The sequence below is a fragment of the Oceaniserpentilla sp. 4NH20-0058 genome (assembly GCF_040371755.1).
Taxonomy (GTDB): Bacteria; Pseudomonadota; Gammaproteobacteria; order Pseudomonadales; family Oceanobacteraceae; genus Bermanella.
On the sequence record NZ_BAABWE010000007.1, the window covers coordinates 169326 to 191599 of the forward strand.

Annotated in this window: 18 protein-coding genes and 1 tRNA gene; 16 read left to right on the forward strand and 3 right to left on the reverse strand. The window is 39.7% G+C overall.

Features of this window, described 5'->3' with window-relative positions:
* The first annotated feature begins 63 nt into the window (after nucleotides 1-63).
* The 3 genes from ABWV45_RS10910 (at nucleotide 64) to ABWV45_RS10920 (ending at nucleotide 1513) form a co-directional block, all read left to right on the forward strand.
* Entirely contained in the window at nucleotides 64-339 is a 276-nt protein-coding gene (locus ABWV45_RS10910; RefSeq protein ID WP_353351554.1) for a hypothetical protein, read from the forward strand.
* Between the two features lie 112 nt (nucleotides 340-451).
* Nucleotides 452-1303, forward strand: coding sequence for a lipase family protein (locus ABWV45_RS10915; RefSeq protein WP_353351556.1), 852 nt, complete (start codon nucleotides 452-454; stop codon nucleotides 1301-1303).
* A 133-nt stretch (nucleotides 1304-1436) separates the two neighbouring features.
* Nucleotides 1437-1513 (forward strand) — tRNA-Pro (locus ABWV45_RS10920).
* A 93-nt stretch (nucleotides 1514-1606) separates the two neighbouring features.
* Here ABWV45_RS10920 and ABWV45_RS10925 read toward each other — a convergent pair.
* Nucleotides 1607-2944 carry a glutamine synthetase family protein gene (locus ABWV45_RS10925; protein WP_353351558.1) on the reverse strand — a complete coding sequence of 446 codons (1338 nt, stop codon included), beginning with the start codon at nucleotides 2942-2944 and terminating at the stop codon, nucleotides 1607-1609.
* Between the two features lie 311 nt (nucleotides 2945-3255).
* On the opposite strand from ABWV45_RS10925, the gene ABWV45_RS10930 reads away from it, so the two are divergent.
* The 4 genes from ABWV45_RS10930 to ABWV45_RS10945 all read left to right on the forward strand — a co-directional run bounded on the left by ABWV45_RS10930 (nucleotide 3256) and on the right by ABWV45_RS10945 (nucleotide 9087).
* Nucleotides 3256-4530, forward strand: a complete 1275-nt coding sequence (locus ABWV45_RS10930; protein ID WP_353351560.1) for an NAD(P)/FAD-dependent oxidoreductase — start codon at nucleotides 3256-3258, stop codon at nucleotides 4528-4530.
* Nucleotides 4531-4548: 18 nt separating this feature from the next.
* Nucleotides 4549-5211, forward strand: coding sequence for a TetR/AcrR family transcriptional regulator (locus ABWV45_RS10935; protein WP_353351561.1), 663 nt, complete (start codon nucleotides 4549-4551; stop codon nucleotides 5209-5211).
* A gap of 623 nt (nucleotides 5212-5834) precedes the next feature.
* The gene (locus ABWV45_RS10940) at nucleotides 5835-8093 is read left to right on the forward strand and encodes a PDC sensor domain-containing protein (protein ID WP_353351563.1); all 2259 of its coding nucleotides are present in this window, start codon (nucleotides 5835-5837) and stop codon (nucleotides 8091-8093) included.
* A 1-nt stretch (nucleotide 8094) separates the two neighbouring features.
* Nucleotides 8095-9087 carry a ligand-gated ion channel gene (locus tag ABWV45_RS10945; protein ID WP_353351565.1) on the forward strand — a complete coding sequence of 331 codons (993 nt, stop codon included), beginning with the start codon at nucleotides 8095-8097 and terminating at the stop codon, nucleotides 9085-9087.
* A gap of 34 nt (nucleotides 9088-9121) precedes the next feature.
* Here ABWV45_RS10945 and ABWV45_RS10950 read toward each other — a convergent pair whose 3' ends face one another.
* Nucleotides 9122-9595 (reverse strand): Mpo1 family 2-hydroxy fatty acid dioxygenase, encoded by a 474-nt coding sequence (locus ABWV45_RS10950; protein ID WP_353351567.1) that lies wholly within the window; start codon nucleotides 9593-9595, stop codon nucleotides 9122-9124.
* 152 nt (nucleotides 9596-9747) lie between these two features.
* Here ABWV45_RS10950 and ABWV45_RS10955 point away from each other — a divergent pair, with 152 nt between their 5' ends.
* On the forward strand, nucleotides 9748-10770 hold the full coding sequence (locus ABWV45_RS10955) for an AraC family transcriptional regulator (RefSeq protein ID WP_353351569.1): 1023 nt from the start codon (nucleotides 9748-9750) through the stop codon (nucleotides 10768-10770).
* Between the two features lies 1 nt (nucleotide 10771).
* On the opposite strand, the gene ABWV45_RS10960 is transcribed toward ABWV45_RS10955, so the two are convergent.
* Nucleotides 10772-11674 carry a LysR family transcriptional regulator gene (locus ABWV45_RS10960; RefSeq protein ID WP_353351571.1) on the reverse strand — a complete coding sequence of 301 codons (903 nt, stop codon included), beginning with the start codon at nucleotides 11672-11674 and terminating at the stop codon, nucleotides 10772-10774.
* A gap of 514 nt (nucleotides 11675-12188) precedes the next feature.
* On the opposite strand from ABWV45_RS10960, the gene ABWV45_RS10965 reads away from it, so the two are divergent.
* The 8 genes from ABWV45_RS10965 (at nucleotide 12189) to ABWV45_RS11000 (ending at nucleotide 22264) form a co-directional block, all read left to right on the forward strand.
* A complete protein-coding gene (locus ABWV45_RS10965; protein ID WP_353351573.1) occupies nucleotides 12189-13247 on the forward strand; it encodes a phosphotransferase family protein in 1059 nt (352 codons plus the stop codon).
* Nucleotides 13248-13250: 3 nt separating this feature from the next.
* Nucleotides 13251-13955: a histidine phosphatase family protein gene (locus ABWV45_RS10970; RefSeq protein ID WP_353351575.1), complete on the forward strand. Its 705-nt coding sequence runs from the start codon at nucleotides 13251-13253 to the stop codon at nucleotides 13953-13955.
* 18 nt (nucleotides 13956-13973) lie between these two features.
* Nucleotides 13974-14741, forward strand: coding sequence for an SDR family oxidoreductase (locus ABWV45_RS10975; RefSeq protein ID WP_353351577.1), 768 nt, complete (start codon nucleotides 13974-13976; stop codon nucleotides 14739-14741).
* Between the two features lie 149 nt (nucleotides 14742-14890).
* Nucleotides 14891-16003, forward strand: coding sequence for an SMP-30/gluconolactonase/LRE family protein (locus tag ABWV45_RS10980; protein WP_353351579.1), 1113 nt, complete (start codon nucleotides 14891-14893; stop codon nucleotides 16001-16003).
* Between the two features lie 204 nt (nucleotides 16004-16207).
* Nucleotides 16208-18016 (forward strand): serine protease, encoded by a 1809-nt coding sequence (locus ABWV45_RS10985; RefSeq protein ID WP_353351581.1) that lies wholly within the window; start codon nucleotides 16208-16210, stop codon nucleotides 18014-18016.
* Between the two features lie 158 nt (nucleotides 18017-18174).
* The gene (locus tag ABWV45_RS10990) at nucleotides 18175-20904 is read left to right on the forward strand and encodes an eIF2A-related protein (RefSeq protein ID WP_353351583.1); all 2730 of its coding nucleotides are present in this window, start codon (nucleotides 18175-18177) and stop codon (nucleotides 20902-20904) included.
* Complete coding sequence (locus tag ABWV45_RS10995; RefSeq protein ID WP_353351585.1) at nucleotides 20904-21317, forward strand: hypothetical protein; 414 nt, start codon at nucleotides 20904-20906, stop codon at nucleotides 21315-21317. The genes ABWV45_RS10990 and ABWV45_RS10995 overlap by 1 nt, the downstream gene beginning before the upstream one ends.
* A 2-nt stretch (nucleotides 21318-21319) precedes the next feature.
* Nucleotides 21320-22264 (forward strand): peptidyl-prolyl cis-trans isomerase, encoded by a 945-nt coding sequence (locus tag ABWV45_RS11000; RefSeq protein ID WP_353351587.1) that lies wholly within the window; start codon nucleotides 21320-21322, stop codon nucleotides 22262-22264.
* Nucleotides 22265-22274 lie beyond the last annotated feature (10 nt).

Here is a 22274-nt window from a genome sequence, read left to right on the forward strand (position 1 = left end):
CAGGTTACTAATTGATCTACTATGTGCATGGATATTTAGTCACCCATTTATGAGGAAGGACCCATGTTTAAATCCGCATTGTTTATTTGTATGGCTGTTTTTTTAGTTGCTTGTGGTAAAGAAGAGACACTAGATAAAGTGCAATCCAGCATGCAAGCTGTTGAATCCGCTACAGAAGATGCAGTAGAAAGCCTAAAACAAGGCACTGAGAACACCATAGATAGAGGCGAAGCATTCATAGACTCTGCAAAAGAGGCCATTGATGAAGCCAAAGCAGACTTAAATAAAACTGTACCAAAAGTGAAAGAAGCCATGGCTACAGGCACTATGGAAGGGTAAATAGTCAGTCAAACTTAGGCGTGAACTATTTAACGCTCTTTAGACATTATCCTAAGACACATATGGACACTGCAACCTAACATAGTACTATTGCGCATTTTCAGGAAACTCCATGCCATACCTTTTAATTTGTTTACTGTTTTCAATGAGCTTGCCTACATGGGCAATTTCAAGCTTTTCCCATATGCATGAATATGCTCAATTATCGAATATAGCTTATGCATCTGGTGACCATGAACGAGCACTAAACGAGCAAGGTCATAAGTTGGTTAGACAGGTCGTATTAGAGGGTGTTGAGGTGAATTACCTGCTGTCTAAAAAAAGCGGGGTACAGTACTTAACGGTTAGGGGAACGGCTAATGTACAAAATGCTATGGTGGATTTGGATATTAAGTTATTACAAAACCCACAACTTGGCATATTGGTTCATCAAGGTTTTGCCCAAGCGGCCATGTTAATAATTGACGATGCAAAACCATTTTTAGATAAGTCACAGCCAGTTGTCACTACTGGTCACAGTTTGGGTGGTGCAGTGGCCGTTTTGTTAGCCATGTTATTGCAGCAGGATGAATACAAACTTCAACAGGTGATCACCTTTGGTCAACCAAAAGTCACCAATGTAACAGGGGCAAAAGCATTTGCTTCTCTGCCATTAACTCGTGTTGTCACGCCTAAGGATATTGTGCCGTTAGTGCCACCTTTGAGTCCGTTACAAATTAAAAATTTAGATATTTATTGGCACATGGGCGAAGAGGTGATTTTATTACCAGCAGAGCAATACTCAGTTGTTCAAGGGGTTAAAAGCATGTTGCGTGCTACCAAGTTTACATCGGCCTTACCTAATAAAGAAAATTTAGAAGCTCATAAAATGCATACTTATTTGTCACTGATTCAAGCAAAGTTAAACTTCGCTAAAGAAGTTCCTTATGAAAGTAGTTTTAGTCTTTTTGGTATAGGCGGTTAGTTTGATTGCCTGAAAAATATTCAGATAGACATGTATTTCATTGGAATTCTACGGCTTAAAACCTTCACAAAATCAAATGCTTAGTATATGATTCTGGCTCGCTTTCGAGTGAGCAATTTACTCGAAAGTTTGTCGGGGCATAGCGCAGCCTGGTAGCGCACCAGCATGGGGTGCTGGGGGTCGTAGGTTCAAATCCTACTGTCCCGACCATTTAGCGAATATCAAAAAACCAAGAGCATGCTCTTGGTTTTTTCGTTTCTATGGTGGGTAAAAAAGTTAACGGCCAATTTAATTTTGTGTTTATTAAACATTTAGCAATAAAAACTCACGTTCCCATGAGCTAATCACTTCATGAAATGTTTCAAACTCTTTTCGTTTTACCCCTAGGTAGGCATCCACAAATGATGGCCCCATGATTTTTATTAATTCAGGACAACCCTCTAGCATTCTTAGGCCTTCTTCTAATGTACGGGCAATTTCGACAAATTCGTCATCAGGGGACATGTTATTAGGTGCAGTTGGTTTGATTTTGCCTTTCATCCCAAGATAACCACAGGCAAGGCTGGCTGCAATGGCTAAATAAGGATTACAGTCAGAACCAGGGAAACGGTTCTCAATACGGGTGGCTTCTGCAGGGGCTTGTGGGACTCTTAACCCAGCCGTACGGTTGTCTATGCCCCAGTCCATGTTTATAGGTGCGGCAATTTCAGGGGCAAACCGACGATAAGAATTAACGTTAGGCGCATAAAAGCTAATGGCGTTACCGGTGTATTTTTGCAGGCCGCCAATGTAATGCATGAAGACTTCACTGAACTCGCCGTTTTCATCGGTAAAAATATTTTTACCTGTTTTCACATCTAGAATACTTTGATGAAGATGCATTGAGCTACCCGGCTCTTTTTGCATGGGTTTAGCCATAAACGTAGAGTAAATACCGTGTTTTAATGCGGTTTCACGCAGGGTGCGTTTGAATACAAATACTTGATCAGCAAGACTCAGGGCATCACCATGAAGAAAGTTAATCTCCATTTGTGCGGCACCGGATTCATGGATAAGGGTATCCACATCTAAACCTTGGGCTTCGCAATAAGAATATAAGGTATCAATAATCGGGTTGAATTCGTTTACTGCATCAATACTGTAAGACTGGCGAGCATTTTCGGAGCGGCCAGAGCGACCTGTGGCTGGTTTTATTTCATAATCTGGGTCGTGATTGGGTTGAATCAAATAAAACTCAACCTCAGGCGCTATAACAGGTTGTAAGCCTTCCTTTTCATATAAGGCTAAAACACGTCGTAATACGGAGCGGCTGGACAGTGGATGCAGTTCACCTTTATTTGTGTAGCAGTCGTTAATGACTTGGGCAGTGGGTTCATCAGCCCAAGGTACTACTCGTAGAGTATTTGGGTCGGGTACTAAAAACATGTCTTTATCGGTGGGGTCGACTATTTCGTCGTGGTTGCTGGCCCAATCACCTGTTACCGTTTGTACTAATAAGGTTTCTGGAATGCGCCCACCTTTTTCAGCAAGAAATTTTTTAGTTGGATAAAACTTGCCCCGAGCATTACCTGTCATATCTGGTAGGGTGGATTCAACTTCTGTAATGCCATTTTCTTGAAGAAACCTAGTGACGGTTTCCATAAATCACCTGCTTGGTTTTGTTGATTGTTTAAGTATCGGCAATTTTGGCTTTTTCGCAACAAAAGTATCACCGTCTAAAATTAGGATGGTAAAGACCTTATTTTTTTACTTATTTGCAATTAAATATCTACTAGTAGGAACAAGATAAATAATTCACTTTTATTACGGATAATTATTTAATCTACAGGTTATTTAATAGAATTAATAGATGCAATTCAAAATAGAAAATTTGCCTGAAGTCCAAACTTGTGCACAATAAATATTAGAATTATTATTCGGTTTCTAAATTAAGCTTTATTGCAGGAGGCCAAATGTCCTATATTGATTCGTACTATTTCGCCACTGTAAATAAACAGCTAAATTGCCCTAAATTAGTCGGAGAGACATCCGCTGATGTGTGCATCATTGGGGCAGGTTATACGGGGCTATCGGCGGCGCTGCATTTAGCTGAGAAAGGTTACAGCGTAGCCTTGTTAGAAGCGCAAAAGGTTGGTTGGGGGGCATCTGGGCGTAATGGTGGTCAAGTTGCACAAGATTATAATATGCCTCATCAGGAGCTTGTCAAAAAAGTAGGCCGGCAGATAGCCGATAGTCTTTGGGATATGTCTATTGAATCGGTGGATTTGGTCAAAGAGTTAATCAGCAAACACCAAATTGAGTGTGATTTAAAAGCTGGTGTTTTGCATGTGGCGGCTAAAGCAAGTCATTGCTCACACATCAAAGCCAGTGTGGACTATAAGCAGTCGGTATTAGGCTACGATAAAATTCAATATATTGATGAGGCTCAAGTGGCCGATATGTTAGGCATAAATTGCTATCATAATGGCGAATTGTGGCAAGATGCAGCGCACCTTCACCCATTAAATTATGCACTTGGTTTAGCCAAAGCAGCACAAGATGCAGGTGTGCATATTTATGAAGAAAGCCCTGTTATTGAGTATCAAGGGGGCGATAGAGGTTTTGTAAAAACTGATTCAGGCACCGTCAAAGCAAAATATATTTTGTTGGCGTGTAATGGTTATCTTGGCAAGTTAGAGCCAAAGATAGCAGGTAAAGTCATGCCGATTAATAACTTCATTATTGCAACCGAGCCACTACCTGATGAAATGTGCCGCAAGATAAACCGAGATGATGTGGCAGTTGCAGACTCAAAGTTTGTTATTAATTACTTTAAGTTATCTGGTGATAATCGTTTACTGTGGGGTGGGGGCGAAAATTATTCCACCAGATTCCCACGTGACATTCCAAACTTTGTACGCAAATACATGCTGGCATATTACCCAGAACTGGCCGATGTGAAAATTGATTATGGCTGGGGCGGTACTTTAGCCATTACCCTGAATCGCATGCCTTATTTTAATCGCATCGAAAACAACGTGTACGCAGCGCAAGGGTATTCGGGCCACGGTGTGGCATTGGCTACTTTAGGCGGTAAAATCATGGCTCAGGCCATTAGTGGAGATGCCGAAAAATTTGATATGTTTGCCAATGTGCCAACGCCTACGTTTCCTGGTGGTACTTTACTGCGCTTCCCAGGGTTGGTAGCGGGTATGTTATATTACGCCATGCGTGATCGCTTTTTTTAATGTGAATAATTGAACAACATGGCTGACTCTAAAAACAAAGTTGTAGCAATTCAAAAGCACACAAAAGATGTGTCCCCCCGTAATGCCCCTGTGCAAGGGCGTTCAAAAAAACGTTCACAACAAATCTTAGATTCAACCGCAGAACTACTCGAACGAGTAGGACTTGATGAGTTAAATACCATACTCATCGCTAAAGAGGTGGGTATTTCAGTTGGCTCCCTTTATCACTACTTTCCAAATAAACAAGCCATCATGTATGCCATGGGTATGCGTTGGTTAAATGAAGTAAAACAGGTTTTAAATCAGTTTGAAGCTTGGCCAGTAGAAACAATGGGGTTGAATGAATTAGTGGATAAAGTGCTCACCACTAATTTAAACGTGTATAAAAAACAAAAGGCCATACTGACACTGGTGCAAGCCATGTTTTCTGTGCCGGAGCTGCGCCAATTGGATACTGATCATGATGATCTTATTATCCAGAAAATGGCACAAGTTTTTAAGCGTATGGGGATAACTCTGCATCTAAAAGAGCGCGAACGCTTGGCGAGGGTGTACTTAGAAACCACCCATAGCATGTTTTTAGTGGTGGTTAATCAAAAAGGGGACAGGGCAAAGCGCAGTTTGAATGACTTAAAACTAATGATAACAAGCTTACTAAATGCTTATCTATTTGAAGGCTAAATAACTAACATTAATATAATGTCTGCCAGCGATAAAAAAGGTTTTGTATCTCATTGTCAAACTAGTCTAAAAATACCCGAGAACCTAAAATCGTAGGCAGACTACTATACGGGTACATCAGCTCATACAGAATAAGTAAATGCAGACGTTGTGTTTACCTTACTTATAGATTTTACCGCGCTAGGTTCTTTCATTAAAAATCAATTTCCTTTAGCGATAAGCTGTCTTGCTAGACAGGTAAAGTATTAGATATTAATAACCAAATACATAAATTTGCTTATTTCCTATAAGGTTTTTTTTATAGGCTTTAAGCATTTATGAAATTTGCTCTATGCAGATTTATAAAGTTTTGAAAAATTGAAGTTAATCCCTCTAAATACTTTGGATTTTACAAGGTATGTAATATATTTGTCGTTAATTATTAAAATAGTCATGATGCTTATCAATTCTAGTCTAATTAGTGGTCACCTCTAATGATAAGGTGCTGCTTTTTTATTGGTGTGTTTTTTAACTCCGAATAATTAAACTGACGCAAAGTATTAAGCAATTTTGTGGCACTCAGCAAAACTTCTCTACCTAAACTTACTTCAATTGCCGATTTTAAAAATCAGTAGAGGGTGTATATGGAACAATTTGAAACACGACAGTTTACGTCAAGGTATAACAAAATCATGTTGTATACCTTTTCTGCAGTACTACTTGTGTCGGCTATATTGATAACGATTCAAACCCTTAGTAAAAAAAACTTCGAGAATAAAGAATTAGTAGATCAGTTTAAAACTGAATCAATCGCGTTAGATAATTTGATTGTTCGAGTCACCGTTTTACTCGATATGATGCAATCGGATGCGGAAGCATTTCTGAAAAACCCTAGAAGTAATGCCAGTATTTATATTGATGCTCTAGATGAAATTGATGAGCAGCACTATGCGTTAGATACTGTGCCTAAACCTTTTAATGAAGCGAATAGCGGTAATTTGAGTGGAAAAGGGGTACTGTCAAATGTCATTCTAGCCAATAAAGACGAGCTAGAAATGTCATTTAATCTGAATGGTTTATTTGCTTCAACAGTCAATAGTATCCCAAATGCTGCATGGGTATATTACACCTCTAAGAATGATTTCATTAATATTTATCCGTGGGTGTCATCATCTGAATTCAAATTCAGTAATAAGCTGTATAACAAAGAGTTTTATCAATTAGGTTTACCTGAAAATAACCCGAATAAACGAATCTTTTGGACGTCGATTTATAAAGATGAAGCGGGTAAAGGTATGATGGTCACAGCGGCAAAACCCATTTACCGCGATAGTGAATTTTTGGGAACAGTGGCTATTGATTTTACCTTAGAAGAACTAGCGGGTTATGTACAAGAGTTCAGGCCAGACAAGGGAAAACTGTTTATCATTAATACCCAAGGGCAATTGCTTGCGCACCCTGAGATTTCACCTTCTGTCGATGTTCATTTTTCAAATGCAATTCCTCAAGGTATTGATTTAGTTAAAAGTGAGCTTGTTTGTGACGGTACGACGGTTTCTTCTTTAAAAAGTAATTATCAATATGTTTGCTACCAAATGCAAAATGCCCCTTGGCAGGCTGTGTATATCGAAAAAACACCGTATTTCTTAGTAAGTGCATTCTCATCTGTTGGCCTCGTGTTTATTATTTTATTGTCCGCGTTAGGTGTGCTGCTAGTTATCATGAAAAAAATCACATTCCGTGAGTTTATTTTTCCAGCAGAGTCTTTAGTGCAGCATATATTTCGTCAAGGGGTGAGTGAGAATGAGTCGGCTAATAAAGTCCCCACACCTTGGACACCTTGGTTTTTGAAAATTACAGAGACATTTGAGCAAAACCGAAATTTGATTGACGAAATTAAACAAAAGAACTCTGAATTGACTGATTTAAACATCTCACTTGAACGGTATATGCCAAAGTTTGTACTGGTGGTAAGTTTAGAGCCAGGTTGTGGTGCAACAACCGTAGGGACATGTTTTGCCGATACGCTGGCTAAAAGCGATAAAGATAAAAAAACCGTTTATATGGAATATCCCCAGAATCAGGCACTCGCTTCTGATGACGGTTTATCTATAGGTAGTCAAACCATACATAAGCATCTAAATGGTTTTGATGTTTGGAATGACTTTGATTTAGGTGAAGTACCTGAAAGCGCCAAATCATCATTACTGATGACAAAAATCCTTAATCAGTATTCCAATATTGTATTGAATACCATAGTTAATGATGAGGTTGATGATTTCATTGATGTGTATTTAGAGCCTTTATTTCGTTATGCCAAAGCTATTGTGGTCATGGTGCCATCAGATGATACATCAGGGGATAGAACATCTGAGGTGGTGAGGAAGATTCAGCGTCATGTACGTCAAGATCAAACAACCATTTATACTTTATTAAATCGCATTAAAAACCAAGTTGAATACCAATTTCCAATTGATTTCGAGATTCCATTTACTCAGTCGATTATGAAATTCAGTAAAGATGAGTTTCAGGTAGATGATGAAGTCAGCGAAGTGATTCATGAAATAGTGGATCGTATTGAACGAGTACACCAAATTTCCATGTTTATACCAACCACTATTGATGTTGATAAGCCAATAGATGCCAGCATATATGTGGATAAAGCCATGGTCTTTTTAGGTGAGAAATTTGGTGGAGCAACATCTTCTCAAGCGAGAGGTGTTTGGAATAGTGATGATTCTGGAATTGTTAATGAGGTGGTGCATATCGTTGTGTCTTATACCACCGAAGACGATTTGAATCGCTTTGCTAACGATGTGATCGAATTCATTAAATCCTTAAAGCACGAATTAAAACAAGAAGCGATGGCTTTAGAAATTAATAAGAAAATGATATTGGTTTAATATGATGCTGAATAAATTACTGTTAATTCTAACCTGTCTTTTTGCTTTTTCGTTAAGTGCTTACGGGCAAGAAGTGGTGGTTGATGATTCTGAGCGAGTAGAAATTCCTGTCGGTTTATATGTTACGTCTTTGTATGATTTAGATATGGCCGAAAAGAAATACACTATTACAGCTTGGATATGGTCGACCTATGATCCACAACTAATGCCAAAAGATTTTAAATTTTTTAATCGCATAGAAATTACTAACGCACGCAACTGGGCCATATTAGAAACAGAAAATTTCACTATTGATAATCCTGATGGCACCAAACATTCGATGACGAAATTTACCGCTGAAGTGAATCAAGATTGGGATTTAACTTATTTCCCGTTTGATAAGCAATTTATAACATTGAATATAGAAAGTGTTGAGCTTGATTCAACCTTTATGAAATACGTGCCAGATACAGAAAACTCAATGTTAAGCGATAATTTAGATTTAATTGGCTGGTATGTTAAGCCAATTCAGGTTCGTAGTTTTGATTATAAATACCCAACTACGTTTGGCCTGCAAAGTGGTGCTAAAGGTGTATATCCGCGTATATCGGTAGTTATACCGATGGAGCGTGATGGTACACGCATGTTTTGGACTTACTTTTTAGGTTTCTTTGTTTCTTATGTGATTATTTCTATTTTGTACTTTTTCAATAGAACATCTTTAGATAGTCGTGTTGGCTTAATTATGTCTGCTTTGTTTGCTTGTGTTGGTAATAAATACACTATTGATATTTTATTGCCTTCAAATAGCGTGTTTACGTTGTCAGACCTTATTCAAATTGCGACATTTTTTATCGTCGGTGTTGGCTTACTAAGCAGTGTTATGATCCTGCAACTGATGAAGTGGGAGCGCAAAGAATTGGCATATAAAATTGACTTTGCCATTACCATGTTAGTAATCGTTGGTTACCCATCTATCATCGCATACGGTGTATTAGAGGCATTGTCGCAGTGATGTTATGGCCCTTATTGCTTTTGATAAGGGCTTTTTAGTACTTGATATTCATTTTTTGATAAATAAACGACATTAACCAAGCGGGTCCAATCATTAAAAATTGTAAATCTTTAAAGAAGGAAGGCTTCTTTCCTTCTACTTCATGACCATAAAACTGCAAAACCCACAATACAACAAACCATATACCTGCAAACCACAATAAATACCCCGTGAACGTCCCTTCAAACCAAAGAACAATGGCATAACATAGTATCGTAAACAGTGTCATGCCAATGGTAAGGGACATGGATAACCTTAAATAAAACAATATTGAAAAAACCGCCATGACCACTGCCCAATTGAAATGAGGGCTGATATTACTCATGGCATCCGGTACGGGAATGACGTACAAGGCTGCCATAACCGTCCAAAATATTTGTGGTACACAAAACCAATGAATACGCTTATTGGTTTTGTTTTGATGGCTTGAACCGTATTCGTCCAGCCATTGCTGTATGTTTTTTGCCATAGGATAGCCTCCTCAGGCCTATTTTTATGTTTTTGGCCAAGTTAACTGTAGCAAACTCATTTTAGTTAGCAGTACTCAGGCGAGCCTATTTTATTGACCTTGCGAGCCATCTGGGCCTTAATAGTCAAAGAAACTCTGATAACTGAGTGGTTATGAATTCGGATCATAAGCGGGTATCCATCCACTGGATTAAAGCCATATTGCAAGCGGCGCAATCATTAGGGGTTGAGCCTCATGCTATTTTGAAATCGCTGAATTTGAATTTAGATTTAGATGCCAATCAGCCGGCCTATCTCTCATTAGATCAAACCCAAGATATCTGGAAAGTTGCAGAAGAAAAAAGTGCTCATGCCTATTTTGGTTTGAAAATGGGCCAGCGAGTGCGCCCGTCGTACTTTCATGCCGTGGCATATGTAGCAATGACCAGTACCAACTTGATGCAAGCTTACGAAAACTTTTCTGCCTATATGCCGTTAATAAGCGAAGGGGCTGAATTGGATATGGCGTTTGAGGGCAAGAAAATGTGGATTTATTTCACCCCAAAGCCTGACAATAAACCGTTTAGCCGACATCAACATGAAAGCATTGTGGCTTTGCTTTTAGAGTTTAGCCGCTGGTTATTAGGTGATGATTCTTTAGTACCCATGCAAGTAACATTTCCCCATGAGGCTGGGCCAGATCTAAGTGTTTATGAATCTATATTGTCGGTTAAGCCTAAATTTAAAGCACCACAAACAGCTATTCAGTTTCCTGTAGAATATTTAAGCCGTAAATTAAAAGAATCGGATGCCGGTTTACACGCTTTGCATAAAGCCCATGCAGATCAAATGCTGGCAGCACACACCAACAGCAGTTGGCGTGTAAAAGTGGTTCATTGCATATTGCCTAGTGATCAGTTTCAGATTTCCAGAGAACAGGTAGCCAATAAGCTGAATGTGAGTAGTCGAACTTTGCAACGGCGCCTTAAAGAAGAGGGCACTAACTATTTAGATATACTGGATGATCAGCGAAAGCAAAAAGCACAAGAGCTTATTTTTATGACCAACAGAAGTTTGAAAGATGTGGCAATAGAGCTGGGGTTTGCTGAATCTTCAACGTTTTATCGGGCGTGCCATCGTTGGTTTAATGACACGCCAAAAGCCTTACGTTTAAAGCAACAAAATGGTCAATCTTAAATTATAAGCAAATATTGCTTGCTAATTCGTGAATGAATTGGCGGAACCACTTATTGCTGCTGTCGTTGTCGTGAGAAGAATGCCAATACAGGTATACATCTAAGCTGTTGGCTTTAAATGGTATTGGTAGTAACTCCACTTTCTCAAATTTATCTGCAAGAATAGTTGCGTAAACTTTAGGCATGGTTAGCCATAAGTCAGTGTTGTCAACAACTTGGCAAGCGGCAAAGTAATGCTGACAGCGTAACGCTATATTACGTTTTAGACCTAAAGCACTTAACGAATAATCCACTAAACCAGGGCCAGATGGGCGGGTACTCACTACAATATGCTCTGCTTCTAGGTATTGTTCTTGAGTAAGTTCTTTAAGAGGTTCACCAATAACGCGTTTTAGTACCACTAAGTCATCGGTCATAATCAATAGTTGCTTGATGCTAGCTGGGGATGGGCGTAGAACATCAAAGGCAAAATCCCATTCACCGCTGGCTAATTTAGCCTCTAGATTTTTGCGATCCATAGTGACACTGGCCGCAGAAATATTTGGCCCAAGTTCACTTAAGCCTGTAACTAATGGAGGAAGCAAGCGTGCTTCAACCACATCGCGCATGGCCAGAGTAAAGGTTTTATTGGCGTAGGCTGGTTCAAAGCCACGGGTGTGCTGTATCGCTTGGTTTAACTGGGCAAGAGCCGCTTGAATGTCAGGTAGTAGATTTTGTGCTAATGGTGTTGGGCGCATTTTGTGGCCATGGCGCACAAATAGCGGGTCGTCTAAGCGATCACGCAAGCGACCAAGAGCATGGCTGATAGCAGGTTGAGTCAGGTTAAGCCTAGCAGCGGCGCGGGTTAAGCTGCCTTCACTATAGATGGCTTCAAATACAGTGAATAAATTTAAGTCTATTTTCATCGCATTCCCGTACCAACTGCCTGATTTGTATATTAATATACCTCATTAATAATATTAATAAATAAAAATTCAAAATATTCATTAGATTTATATATGGCGTATCTTTACTGTACGCCTATAAGCCATAATAATAATGGTCAATAGCAGCGGTTTTGTGCCAGTTATGGGTGCTTATTAACGCACCAGAGTTGGCAGTGGCGACATTAAGTATGCTCCTATGTACAGAGTTAAACAGCTATAGCATTGTTTTCTATTTTATGAACAGCGTTTGTTCAGGCAAATTTAACCAAAACCATGGGCTTAAAGAATCCTCTGGAGTACAGTTTGCCAGCAAAGCCATGGAAAAATCGAATATCATAGTTGAGGCATTGCTGCACAAGTGCATAAACTGTTTCAGCTGGGAAAAATTTATATACCAACCCATCCGCATTAAACGTAACTTACCGTTTTTATATCTGCGTAAGATGAAGCAAGTGGGTAATAACAGTAAAACTCGACTTTCGTAGGAGTACGTATGAGCTTAGAAGATCAGGCTGTAGAGGTTCGCCAAGGCGAAGAGCTAGATAACGCAACGGTTAAAGCATTTTTATCAAAATATGTTGAAAACACAGACGGTGAACTGGAAATTACCCAGTTCCCAGGTGGCGCCAGTAACTTAACCTATCAATTAAGTTTGGCTGGTAACGAATATATTTTGCGACGTCCGCCGTTTGGTCATATTGCTAAAGGTGCCCATGACATGTTGCGTGAAGCCGATATCATGGATGCGTTAAAGCCAGTCTATCAATACGTACCGAATATCATAGCAAAATGTGATGACCATGACGTATTAGGCTGTGATTTTTACATCATGGAGAAATTCAACGGCATTATTCCACGTAAAGAGCTGCCAGAAGAATTAAACCTAAGCGAAGCTGACGTGCGTACCATGTGCTTAAACGTAGTCGATACAATGATTGAGCTTCATCAAGTGGACCCAAAAGCCGCAGGCCTAGAGGGTTTAGGTAAAGGTGAAGGTTATGTTGCACGTCAAATCAATGGCTGGACAAAATGGTATGGCAAAGCACTAACACCAGACGCCACAAGCTTCACAGAAGTAATGGAATGGCTAAAAGCGAATATGCCTGATGATGTGGCCCAGTCTCTAATCCACAATGATTACCGTTTTGATAACGTGGTATTAGGCATGGATAACCCATTAGAAGTGATTGGGGTTTTAGATTGGGAAATGGCCACTATTGGCGATCCGCTAATGGATTTAGGCAATACACTGGCTTACTGGATTCAAGCAGACGACGATGAAACTGCACAATCTATGCGTCTTCAACCAACCCATTTACCAGGCATGCTGACTCGCCAAGAAGTGATTGAATATTACCTTGAAAAAACTGGCTACAAATGTGAGTCCTTCACCTTTTATGAAGTGTATGGCATGTTCCGTTTAGCAGTGATCATGCAGCAACTTTACAAGCGTTTCTACGAAGGTTTAACCAAAGACCCTCGCTTTGACAGCTTTGTAGATTCGGCTCGTTATTTAGAGCAGCGCTGCTTGAAATTGATTAAAGGCGAATAATCAGTGGCGGATATATTTTTAATTCGACACGGTCAAGCCAGTTTTGGTAAAGAGAACTACGACGCACTTTCTGATTTAGGCAAGCAGCAAGCAGTGGTTCTTGGTCGTAGCTTGGCTAGCACCATTAAACCAACTCAGTTAATTTGCGGCACGTTAAATCGTCAACAGCAAACCCTAGAAGGTTTAGTAACGGGTTACGAGCAAGTAACAGGGTCATCGTTAGAATTACCGGTGCAAATCAAACCAGAGTTTAACGAGTTAGATCATACTAACATTTTAACTGTGCATGACGAGCGCTTTGCTGACCCAGAATACATGAAGCGCGAAATACTCACGCAACCAGAAGCAAACAAGGTATTTCACAAAATTTACACTCAAGCCATATTTAACTGGTTTGAAGGCAAAGACGGTGACTACACAGAAAGCTTTGATGAGTTTTATCAAAGAGTAACCGGCGCTGTAAATAACATAATAAGCAATGCACAAAGCAAAGAGCGAATTGTGGTAGTGAGCTCAGCTGGATCTATTTCTATGTGTTTGCAAGATGTATTAGGTGTGAGTGCCAAAAAAGCGTTTGAATTAAACGAAGTAATGGCCAATACAGCGGTTAACCGTTTTGTGTTTAATGGTAGTGGTAAATTAAACTTGTCTTACTACAATAATTTCCACCACTTACCCATGGCGGATGTTAAGGTTACTTACCGTTGATATCTCAAGGACGAAATTATGAACACAGAATTATTTAACCTAACGGGTAAAGTTGCATTAGTAACCGGTGCAAGTCGTGGCATTGGTGAAAGCATAGCAAAACTATTGGCTGAACAAGGCGCACACGTTATTGTATCTAGCCGTAAAATTGATGGCTGCCAACGAGTGGTTGATGAAATAAAAGCAGCAGGACACAGCGCCGAAGCCTTTGCTTGCCATATTGGCGATACTCAGCAAATCCAAGCCACCTTTGATCATATTAAAGAGGCCCACGGTAAGTTGGATATCCTTGTGAACAACGCAGCGGCTAATCCGTATTTTGGCCACATTTTAGACACTGACATCAGTGCATTTGAAAAAACCGTCGATGTAAATATTCGCGGTTACTTCTTTATGTGTGTAGAAGGTGGCAAGTTAATGAAAGCCAACGGCGGTGGTAGCATTATTAATGTGGCCTCTGTAAACGGCATTATTCCGGGTGATCTACAAGGTATATACAGCGTAACCAAAGCATCGGTTATCTCTATGACCAAAGCGTTCGCCAAAGAATGCGCACAATTGGGTATTCGTGTGAATGCCTTATTGCCCGGTGCCACGGATACTAAATTTGCATCAGCACTGGTTAAAAACGAAGCCATTTTGAATAAAGCCTTAGAGCACATTCCAATGCGCCGCGTAGCTGAACCAGATGAAATGGCAGGTACTGTATTGTATCTCGCCAGCGATGCATCAAGTTACACCACAGGAGCATGCATCAATGTGGATGGCGGTTACTTGCTTGCGTAATTAACCAGCTTCTATAAAAAGCGCCAAGACGGTGGAAACATCGACTTAGGCGCTTTTTTTATGCCTAAAAAATGTTACTTTAGCCATCCCATGAAACAGCACAAGTAAAGCTAGCCTCAGGGGCGCATAATAAAAATTAAGGATGAAATATGATAAAAAAAATAGCACTATCCTCAACAGGTTTATTAGCCGCTTACCTTTGTTTTTGGCCTGTACCCGTAGAGCCTGTGGCTTGGCAATCTCCTACAAACCCTGGTTACACCGGCGCATTTGCAAAAAATCAACAGCTTAGCCAAGTGAATCGTATCGAATTAACCAATAGCATTGGCCCAGAAGATTTAGACAAAGACGCCAACGGAAATGTGTATTTTTCATTATTAAATGGCGATATCGACTATATTGACCCACAGGGTAATATTCAAACATGGGTCAACACAGGAGGGCGCCCTTTAGGCATTGAGTTTGATAACCACGGTAACTTAATTGTAGCGGATGCGTTTAAAGGGTTGCTCAGCGTAAGCCCAGATAAAACCATAACCGTATTAGCCGACAGCATTAACGGCCAGCCCATTAACTATGCGGATGACGTGGACATAGCGGCCAATGGCATGATTTATTTTTCTGATGCCTCGTCAAAGTTTGTTGCCAAAGATCACGGCACCTATGGCGCCAGCTTGTTAGACACCATGGAACACGGTGGTCACGGCAGCATTCTTGAATACAACCCACAAACCAAACAAACCACCGTATTAGCATCGGGCATTAACTTTGCCAATGGCGTGGCCATGAGTCACGACCAGCAATCGGTATTATTTAATGAAACCGGCACCTACCGTGTATTACGTGTGGGTTTAAACGGTGAAAATCGTGGCAAAATCAGTGTCGTGATTGATGAGCTGCCGGGTTTTCCGGACAACATCTCACAAGGCTCTAACGGAGTGTACTGGCTAGGACTGGTCAGCCCACGCTCTGGAGCACTTGATGCACTATCTGATTCACCTTTCTTACGTAAATTAGTGCAACGCCTTCCTGCGGCTATTCGCCCTAAAGCCCAACATTATGGACACATCGTTGCCATAAATGATAAAGGAGGCGTAGTATTCAACTTACAAGACCCACTAGGTATGTATGGCCTCACCACGGGTGCGTTAGAAGTGGATGGTAAGCTTTATATCAGTAGCCTGCATGAAACAGCATTGGCTGTGACCAGCAATATTAACGTAAGCGAACAGCAGATGGCTGAAGGGCAGGTTGCTGAGTAAGGTAAGTTAATAGGGTAAGGTAAGTTAATAGAGTAAGGAAAAGCGTTGTGCTTGTTGTCGGAAAGGTTTTACCGCCTCCGACCAATGACGGGGTAATACTTGTTAACTGGTTGTGGTAAGGGAATAATGCCGTTTGCAGTTTTGTCGATGAAAAATTAATTATCAGTTCCCATTAACGTTCAATTTAAAACGAAGTAACTATTTGTGAAATATTTTTTATTTATATTATTTTTAACTCTATCGACAATATCTCATTCTCAGAATTATGCTGATACTTTAAATGGCAATATAATAGGGGGTAGCGAAGCTGAAATGGACTACCCTTGGTTGGCATCAATACAAAAAATTGATGGTCATTTCTGTGCTGGAATTTTAATACATGAAAACTTTTTACTAACCGCAGCACATTGCCTTTACGGTATTGATAAAAGAGATATTACCGTAAATTTAGGTGGTAATAATAAAGATATAGGTGTGGAAACCCATCAGGTAGATTGGATAATATTGCATGAAAAATTTCAACCTGAAACTTATAAAAATGACATAGCATTGATAAAGTTACATTCAAAAAGCGCATTAGAGGTAGTGCAAATATGGCCTGACATTGAATTAAAGCAAAATGATAAGCTAACCATTCTTGGCTGGGGTTTAACGAACGCAGAAGATGCTGCAAGTTTAAGTTCTAAATTGCTGGAAGTTGATGTGAGCTATCAAGCCGATAGCATTTGCCAAGATACTTATCAGATTGATGATGATGAATATTGGGATTATGCCTTATGTGCGGGAGAATTGTTAGGAGGTAAGGACTCATGTTCAGGTGATAGTGGCGGCCCAATTATTAGCCAATATCAAGATGTAATATTTTTAATTGGTCTTGTTAGTTGGGGGATTGGTTGTGGGTTGCCAGAATATTACGGAGTTTATACAGAAGTCGGTTCTTATATTGGTTGGGTTCAATCTAAAATCAATCAAATAAACATTGTTGGTGAAAGTAAACTTGGTTTTTTGGGAGAGGGTGCTAGAAAGAATGCAGTACTTAAAATAATAAACCCCACCACTGATTCTGTGGATGTTAATGAAATATATTTGGCTGGCGTAGATAATCAAGAGTTCGAGGTAAATGCTGGTGATGAATCGGATGGCCATTTTATACCTTCAGCGTCAGTATGTGATTTTCAGGTTAGTGCATTAGGTGGTAGTTTAGGTGAGCACCAAGCAGAGTTGATATTCGAGGATGATAATGTTACAGCCGTACACTCGTTGAATAGTAAAGTACTTAAGAATTTGATAAACCTTTCGGCTTATTTGCCTTGGCCTTTTTACTCAGGAACCAAATCATCTCAATATAATCCAAATAACGAGCATAGTGAGCCTTGGTATGGGGTAAATCTAGGGGAAGGAGTCGTAGCATTAAAGTCAGGTCAAATTACTCAAAATGAGCGTAGTGTTTTATTGACTTATGTAGATAATTTAAATAACGAAGAATTATATTTTCGTTTTGATGCTAAAATAAGTGCAGAGTTTCCAACAGGGGTTATTGGTTTTGTAAATGAAAATCCAATTAACCCTGTGGCATTGGATGATTTAACTACACCTCTTTATGATTTGAACAAAATAAATACTTGGCATACATATCAATTGCCCCTCCAGAATCAGTTAAACCATGTCATGCTGATATTCTTTAATTTGGCTGAAAATTCTGAAACAGAATACGCATTAATTAAAAACCCAAGAATTTGCGATTCAGCAAGTCAGGATGAAGGAAGCTGCATTAAAGATGCCCAATATTTTCCAGTAATAGCAACTTTTAATAACTTCGAAAATGTTAGTGATTGCCAGAATGCGGTTTGGCCAAAATTTTTACCATATGCTGAGAAAGACTCAGCTGGAGCAACTAAAAGTCAAGCGTCAAATGAAAAAAAATCATCTGGTGGGAGTATGTTTTGGATGTTTTTTGTTCTGATTTTTTTGCGCAATAAAAAAACACAGCCGTCTAGTTATAAAGTATTATAAAGTATTATAAAGTATTATAAAAAGATTGATTTTCCTGTCGTTATTAATAAAATGCTTGGCGCTAATGGACGGCCTGCTTTTTTGTGTTCTTTATAACTCTAATAAGTTTTTTGCTCCCATTAGTTACAATGAACTGACGTACTAATGGGAGTGTCAGGGTGAAAAATCTTTTAGCTATCCTTCTCTTGCTGAGCGTACCAATAGTAAATGCCAGTGTGCCAGAGCCACCTTTTGTCATTCAGGGTCATGTATTTTCGGCTGGTGAGCAAGTTACACAAAATGGTATGCTGATCACAGCACGATATGCAGATGTTAATTTAGCCGAATCAACCCTCAGTAGCTCAAACAATTATCAATTCACGCTTGAAATCCCATTAGAAGCCAATATTGGTTCACGCGATATTTACCACGCCCGGGTAGGGGATGTTTTATCCCTGCAAATAGCGGGTACGACCGTCGCTAACGTCCAAATTTCAGATCGTGGAATCTTAGTAATACAAAATGTTCAGCTGCCATCTAATTTTGACTCAGATGGTGATGGTATATACGATTCACTAGAACTAGCCGATGGTAAAAACCCTAATGATCCAAATGACCCAGTCCTCTTCGGTAATCTAGATATCGATAATGATGGTATTAGCAACGGCCTTGAATTTTTAAGTAATACCTATAATCCTCGTGGAGATTACGACGGCGATGGCTTCGCCAATGAAGATGAATACACATTAGGTTCAGCACCAAATAATGCTGCACAATTTCCAAAAACAGCAGCGGATATAGGTAAGGCATCTATTGTTGATGCAGGTCCTGGTGCGTATAGGAACTTGCTTGATGAGCACGGTGCTCCGCTTGTTTGGGATGAAGTGGTCAATGGTGTGCCGTCTTCTATGTTGTTTGCTTATTGGAATATTGATTTACGCTTAGATTTAGTTATTGCAACCGATCATGGCAAAGTGTTTGTATTAGAGCAAAACGCGCAAAATCAATATGCCTCCCCTCAACTTATTAGCCTATTCTCATTGCCGGTTGGTGGCCCTATCCAGTTAGGCTTTACTAATTTTGATTCGGAATACGGCCCAGAATTATGGGCATTTAGTGCAGTTAATCAAATCCTCTATATCTATAAGCGAAGCGCCGATGGCCAGCCATTTGGCAGTAGTGTTTGGCGAGAATTAAGCCTTCCGCAAATCACAGGTCGCATTGCATTTGGTGATATTAATGGTGATGATGCACAGGATATTGTGGCATCAGGTGTCGACATTGGCGATCCGTCCACTGTCATTAGTAATGTCATGGCTTCTTTTGCCGGTGCATGGGATGGTTATGCGCCTTCGTTTTCAGCACCTACTTTACTGTTTGAGAAACCCTATAATGATAATGGTCAGTTATATATTATCCCAAATATCAAGGAGACAGGTTTCGATAAGCTGCCTGATCTGATATTTAGGGGGAATGGTAAGCAATCATTCATAATTACATCTCATAATGGCCTTGATGACCCTGACCGCATAAGAATATTTAAAACGGTTGAGAGTGATTATACCGAATCTTCACAGTTGGGGATTTTCGGGGGGCAAATGTCTGAAAGTTACTCTGATGTATTTGCTTATGCTGATATAATGGAAAATGAATATTCTGGTTATTCAGATTATATCTTCTATACGGCAAATTCACCGGGAGCTGTGAATAACTTTAGAGTTTTACTTGGTTTAAATAGCACCCTTGATACCGATGGGGATGGCATTCCTGATTTCAAAGACTTAGATGCAAATGACCCAAATATCCCGCTGCCAAACGGTAATGTTGACTATGACGGTGACGGCATTCCTTACGCAGTTGACGGCAATAATAGTGGATTAGAAGATGCCGATAACGACGGCATGTCAGACTTGTTTGAAATTAAAAATGGTCTTAACCCGCTAGATGCCAGTGACGCAAATTTAGACCCAGATAACGACGGGCGAACTAACCTAGAAGAATCCTTAGATGGCACAAACCCACGAGCTAAAACCTCTGTTTTAACGCAAGATGCAACCTTGGTAGCCAGTATCGCTACATTCGAGACCGGCGCGGCCAAAATGTTGTTAGTTGATGAAGAGTTAGCTGTAGCATCAACAAACAATGCCAGCGTAAAACTTTATGATTTAAATAATTTAAGCCAAGCCAGAAGTATAGAATCATCAGATGCTAACGGTGTTGCCCAACTGGCTACCTCTGGTAAATATTTAATCATGGGTAATGTGGGCGGTACCATAGAAGTATGGGATGTGAATTCATCAATTAAGTTGGCCACATTTAATAAAAACACTTCAACCGTGACAGATTTATCCATTGATGGCGTAAACCTGTATGCACTACACGCTGATGGTTATTTTTATCAATTCAACCTGCAAACACTTTCCTACATTGGTAATTGGAAAATCTACGATGGCTTTTTGACCAGTTTATTGGCCCGTAATAATATTCTATATATACAAGCATCCAACCCAGAAAAAATAATGTTCGTTTGGGATGCAACCAAGCAAGAAGTCATTTACAACATTAATGGCGGTGCAGAGTGTTGTGAGAAAGTAGTAGCAGAGCTTTCTGGTGAAAATCTCATTTTAGCTAATAGCTATTCTGGCAGTGGTATCTACGCAACTAATATTGGTAATTTAAACAGTCAGGAGGTTGTGCCTAACTTAGATGTTAGCGCTGTGAAGGCGGTAAATAACAGTATTTATGTTGGCCGAACATCCGGAGTAATAGAAAGTTACTCATCCGTAGATGGTAGTTTCCAAGCTCGTGTCGCGGCACCGTATTCACAAGTACGTGGGCTAGAACTCATTAATGGTGGATTCATTTCATTGCATGCTGATGGTCAAGTATATATTTGGGAGCACAAGTAATGAAAAAATTATTCGTTATTTCTTTAATGGTTGCTTTAGCATCGTGTAGCGATGGTAGTAGTAAGCAAAATCCAGATACTAAAGAAGAATACCAACAATATAACCCCTCAGATTTTGTATTAACTCAAAATGTGGATCTAGTCTCGTTTGGTGAAACAGAGGTAACAGTAAATCTAGCTAATTTAGCAACCGATGGAGCCGTGTATTTATCTGTAACAAGTGATGAATTAACAAATAATAAAATTACAGTTACACCTTATAAAAGTATTCTTAACCCAAATGGCGGTGTTGCAAATATTAAGCTTAAAATTAAAGATCAAGGCAGTATCGTTGCTCCGGGTATAAATGTAAAAGTAACAACCTCAGGTAATACATCTTATGAGCAAGACTTGGTGTTAGGTTGGAGTGAATAATAATGAAAGCACTAAGTATACCTCTGTGTTTATTATGCTTAGCTGCGTGCTCAAATGAGCAAGCAGAAACCATAGATGGACAATACAACCTGTCTCAAATAGGCGAGAGTATAGTTGCCGAAGTTGATGGTAATGCTATTACTCGTAATCAGCTTGACCATCAGTTGGCGTTTTACAGTTCTAACCCCATGGTGAGCGCTGAAGATAGCCGCATTGAGTTATTAAATGAAATGATAGAAGAGCAAGTGATGTACAACAAGGCCATAGAAAATGGCTTTAATGAAAGTCCAGAGTACATTAACAATCAGCGTAAGTTATTGGCTTACGAATATAAAAAATATTTGCAGCAAAAAGTGCAAGAAAGCATCAAAATTACAGACGTTGATTTAAGTATCTATTACGAAACCAATAAGGAGAAATACACCAAGCCCGCAATGAAGCGTATTGCATTATTCCAGCAGCGTGACGATTTGCCCGCTGGGAAGTTAGCGTTAAAACAAGTGAAAGAAGCCGCCGAATATCTAAAACCAGAAGAAGGTTTTGGTCAATACGCTCTAGAATCCCATCATGCTAAAACGGCAAATCGCTCAGGGAAATTACCTTGGATGTCAAACACCAGTCAAATGGCAGGTGTGCCTCAACAAGTATTTCAGGCTGCCAGCAAATTAAAAGTAGGTGAGATATCAGCTCCATTCAAAATTAAAAGTGCAACGTATTTGGTGCGTTTAGTAGACGAAAGGTCCAAGCAAACGACGCCGCTTGATGAGTTAAAACCCAGTTTGCGAAAAACCTTATTGAGCGAACAAAAAAACAAAATGTTACTAGCCTTTAAAGATAAAGCTAAAGCGGCCAGTAAAATTACTATATTCAAAGAAAACTTAACCAATCAAAGCAACCTAAATACAACGGATGCGCCATTGGGCCCACCTGGTTTTCCGGTGAAGTAAGGAGTACAAG

Coding starts and splice junctions, on each gene's coding strand:
- ABWV45_RS10975 (WP_353351577.1), top strand. CDS start 13,974: ATGAACACAGAATTATTTAACCTAACGGGTAAAGTTGCATTAGTAACC.
- ABWV45_RS10910 (WP_353351554.1), top strand. CDS start 64: ATGTTTAAATCCGCATTGTTTATTTGTATGGCTGTTTTTTTAGTTGCT.
- ABWV45_RS10945 (WP_353351565.1), top strand. CDS start 8,095: ATGATGCTGAATAAATTACTGTTAATTCTAACCTGTCTTTTTGCTTTT.
- ABWV45_RS10940 (WP_353351563.1), top strand. CDS start 5,835: ATGGAACAATTTGAAACACGACAGTTTACGTCAAGGTATAACAAAATC.
- ABWV45_RS10955 (WP_353351569.1), top strand. CDS start 9,748: ATGAATTCGGATCATAAGCGGGTATCCATCCACTGGATTAAAGCCATA.
- ABWV45_RS10995 (WP_353351585.1), top strand. CDS start 20,904: ATGAAAAAATTATTCGTTATTTCTTTAATGGTTGCTTTAGCATCGTGT.
- ABWV45_RS10915 (WP_353351556.1), top strand. CDS start 452: ATGCCATACCTTTTAATTTGTTTACTGTTTTCAATGAGCTTGCCTACA.
- ABWV45_RS10950 (WP_353351567.1), bottom strand. CDS start 9,595: ATGGCAAAAAACATACAGCAATGGCTGGACGAATACGGTTCAAGCCAT.
- ABWV45_RS10960 (WP_353351571.1), bottom strand. CDS start 11,674: ATGAAAATAGACTTAAATTTATTCACTGTATTTGAAGCCATCTATAGT.
- ABWV45_RS10935 (WP_353351561.1), top strand. CDS start 4,549: ATGGCTGACTCTAAAAACAAAGTTGTAGCAATTCAAAAGCACACAAAA.
- ABWV45_RS10930 (WP_353351560.1), top strand. CDS start 3,256: ATGTCCTATATTGATTCGTACTATTTCGCCACTGTAAATAAACAGCTA.
- ABWV45_RS10925 (WP_353351558.1), bottom strand. CDS start 2,944: ATGGAAACCGTCACTAGGTTTCTTCAAGAAAATGGCATTACAGAAGTT.
- ABWV45_RS10965 (WP_353351573.1), top strand. CDS start 12,189: ATGAGCTTAGAAGATCAGGCTGTAGAGGTTCGCCAAGGCGAAGAGCTA.
- ABWV45_RS11000 (WP_353351587.1), top strand. CDS start 21,320: ATGAAAGCACTAAGTATACCTCTGTGTTTATTATGCTTAGCTGCGTGC.
- ABWV45_RS10980 (WP_353351579.1), top strand. CDS start 14,891: ATGATAAAAAAAATAGCACTATCCTCAACAGGTTTATTAGCCGCTTAC.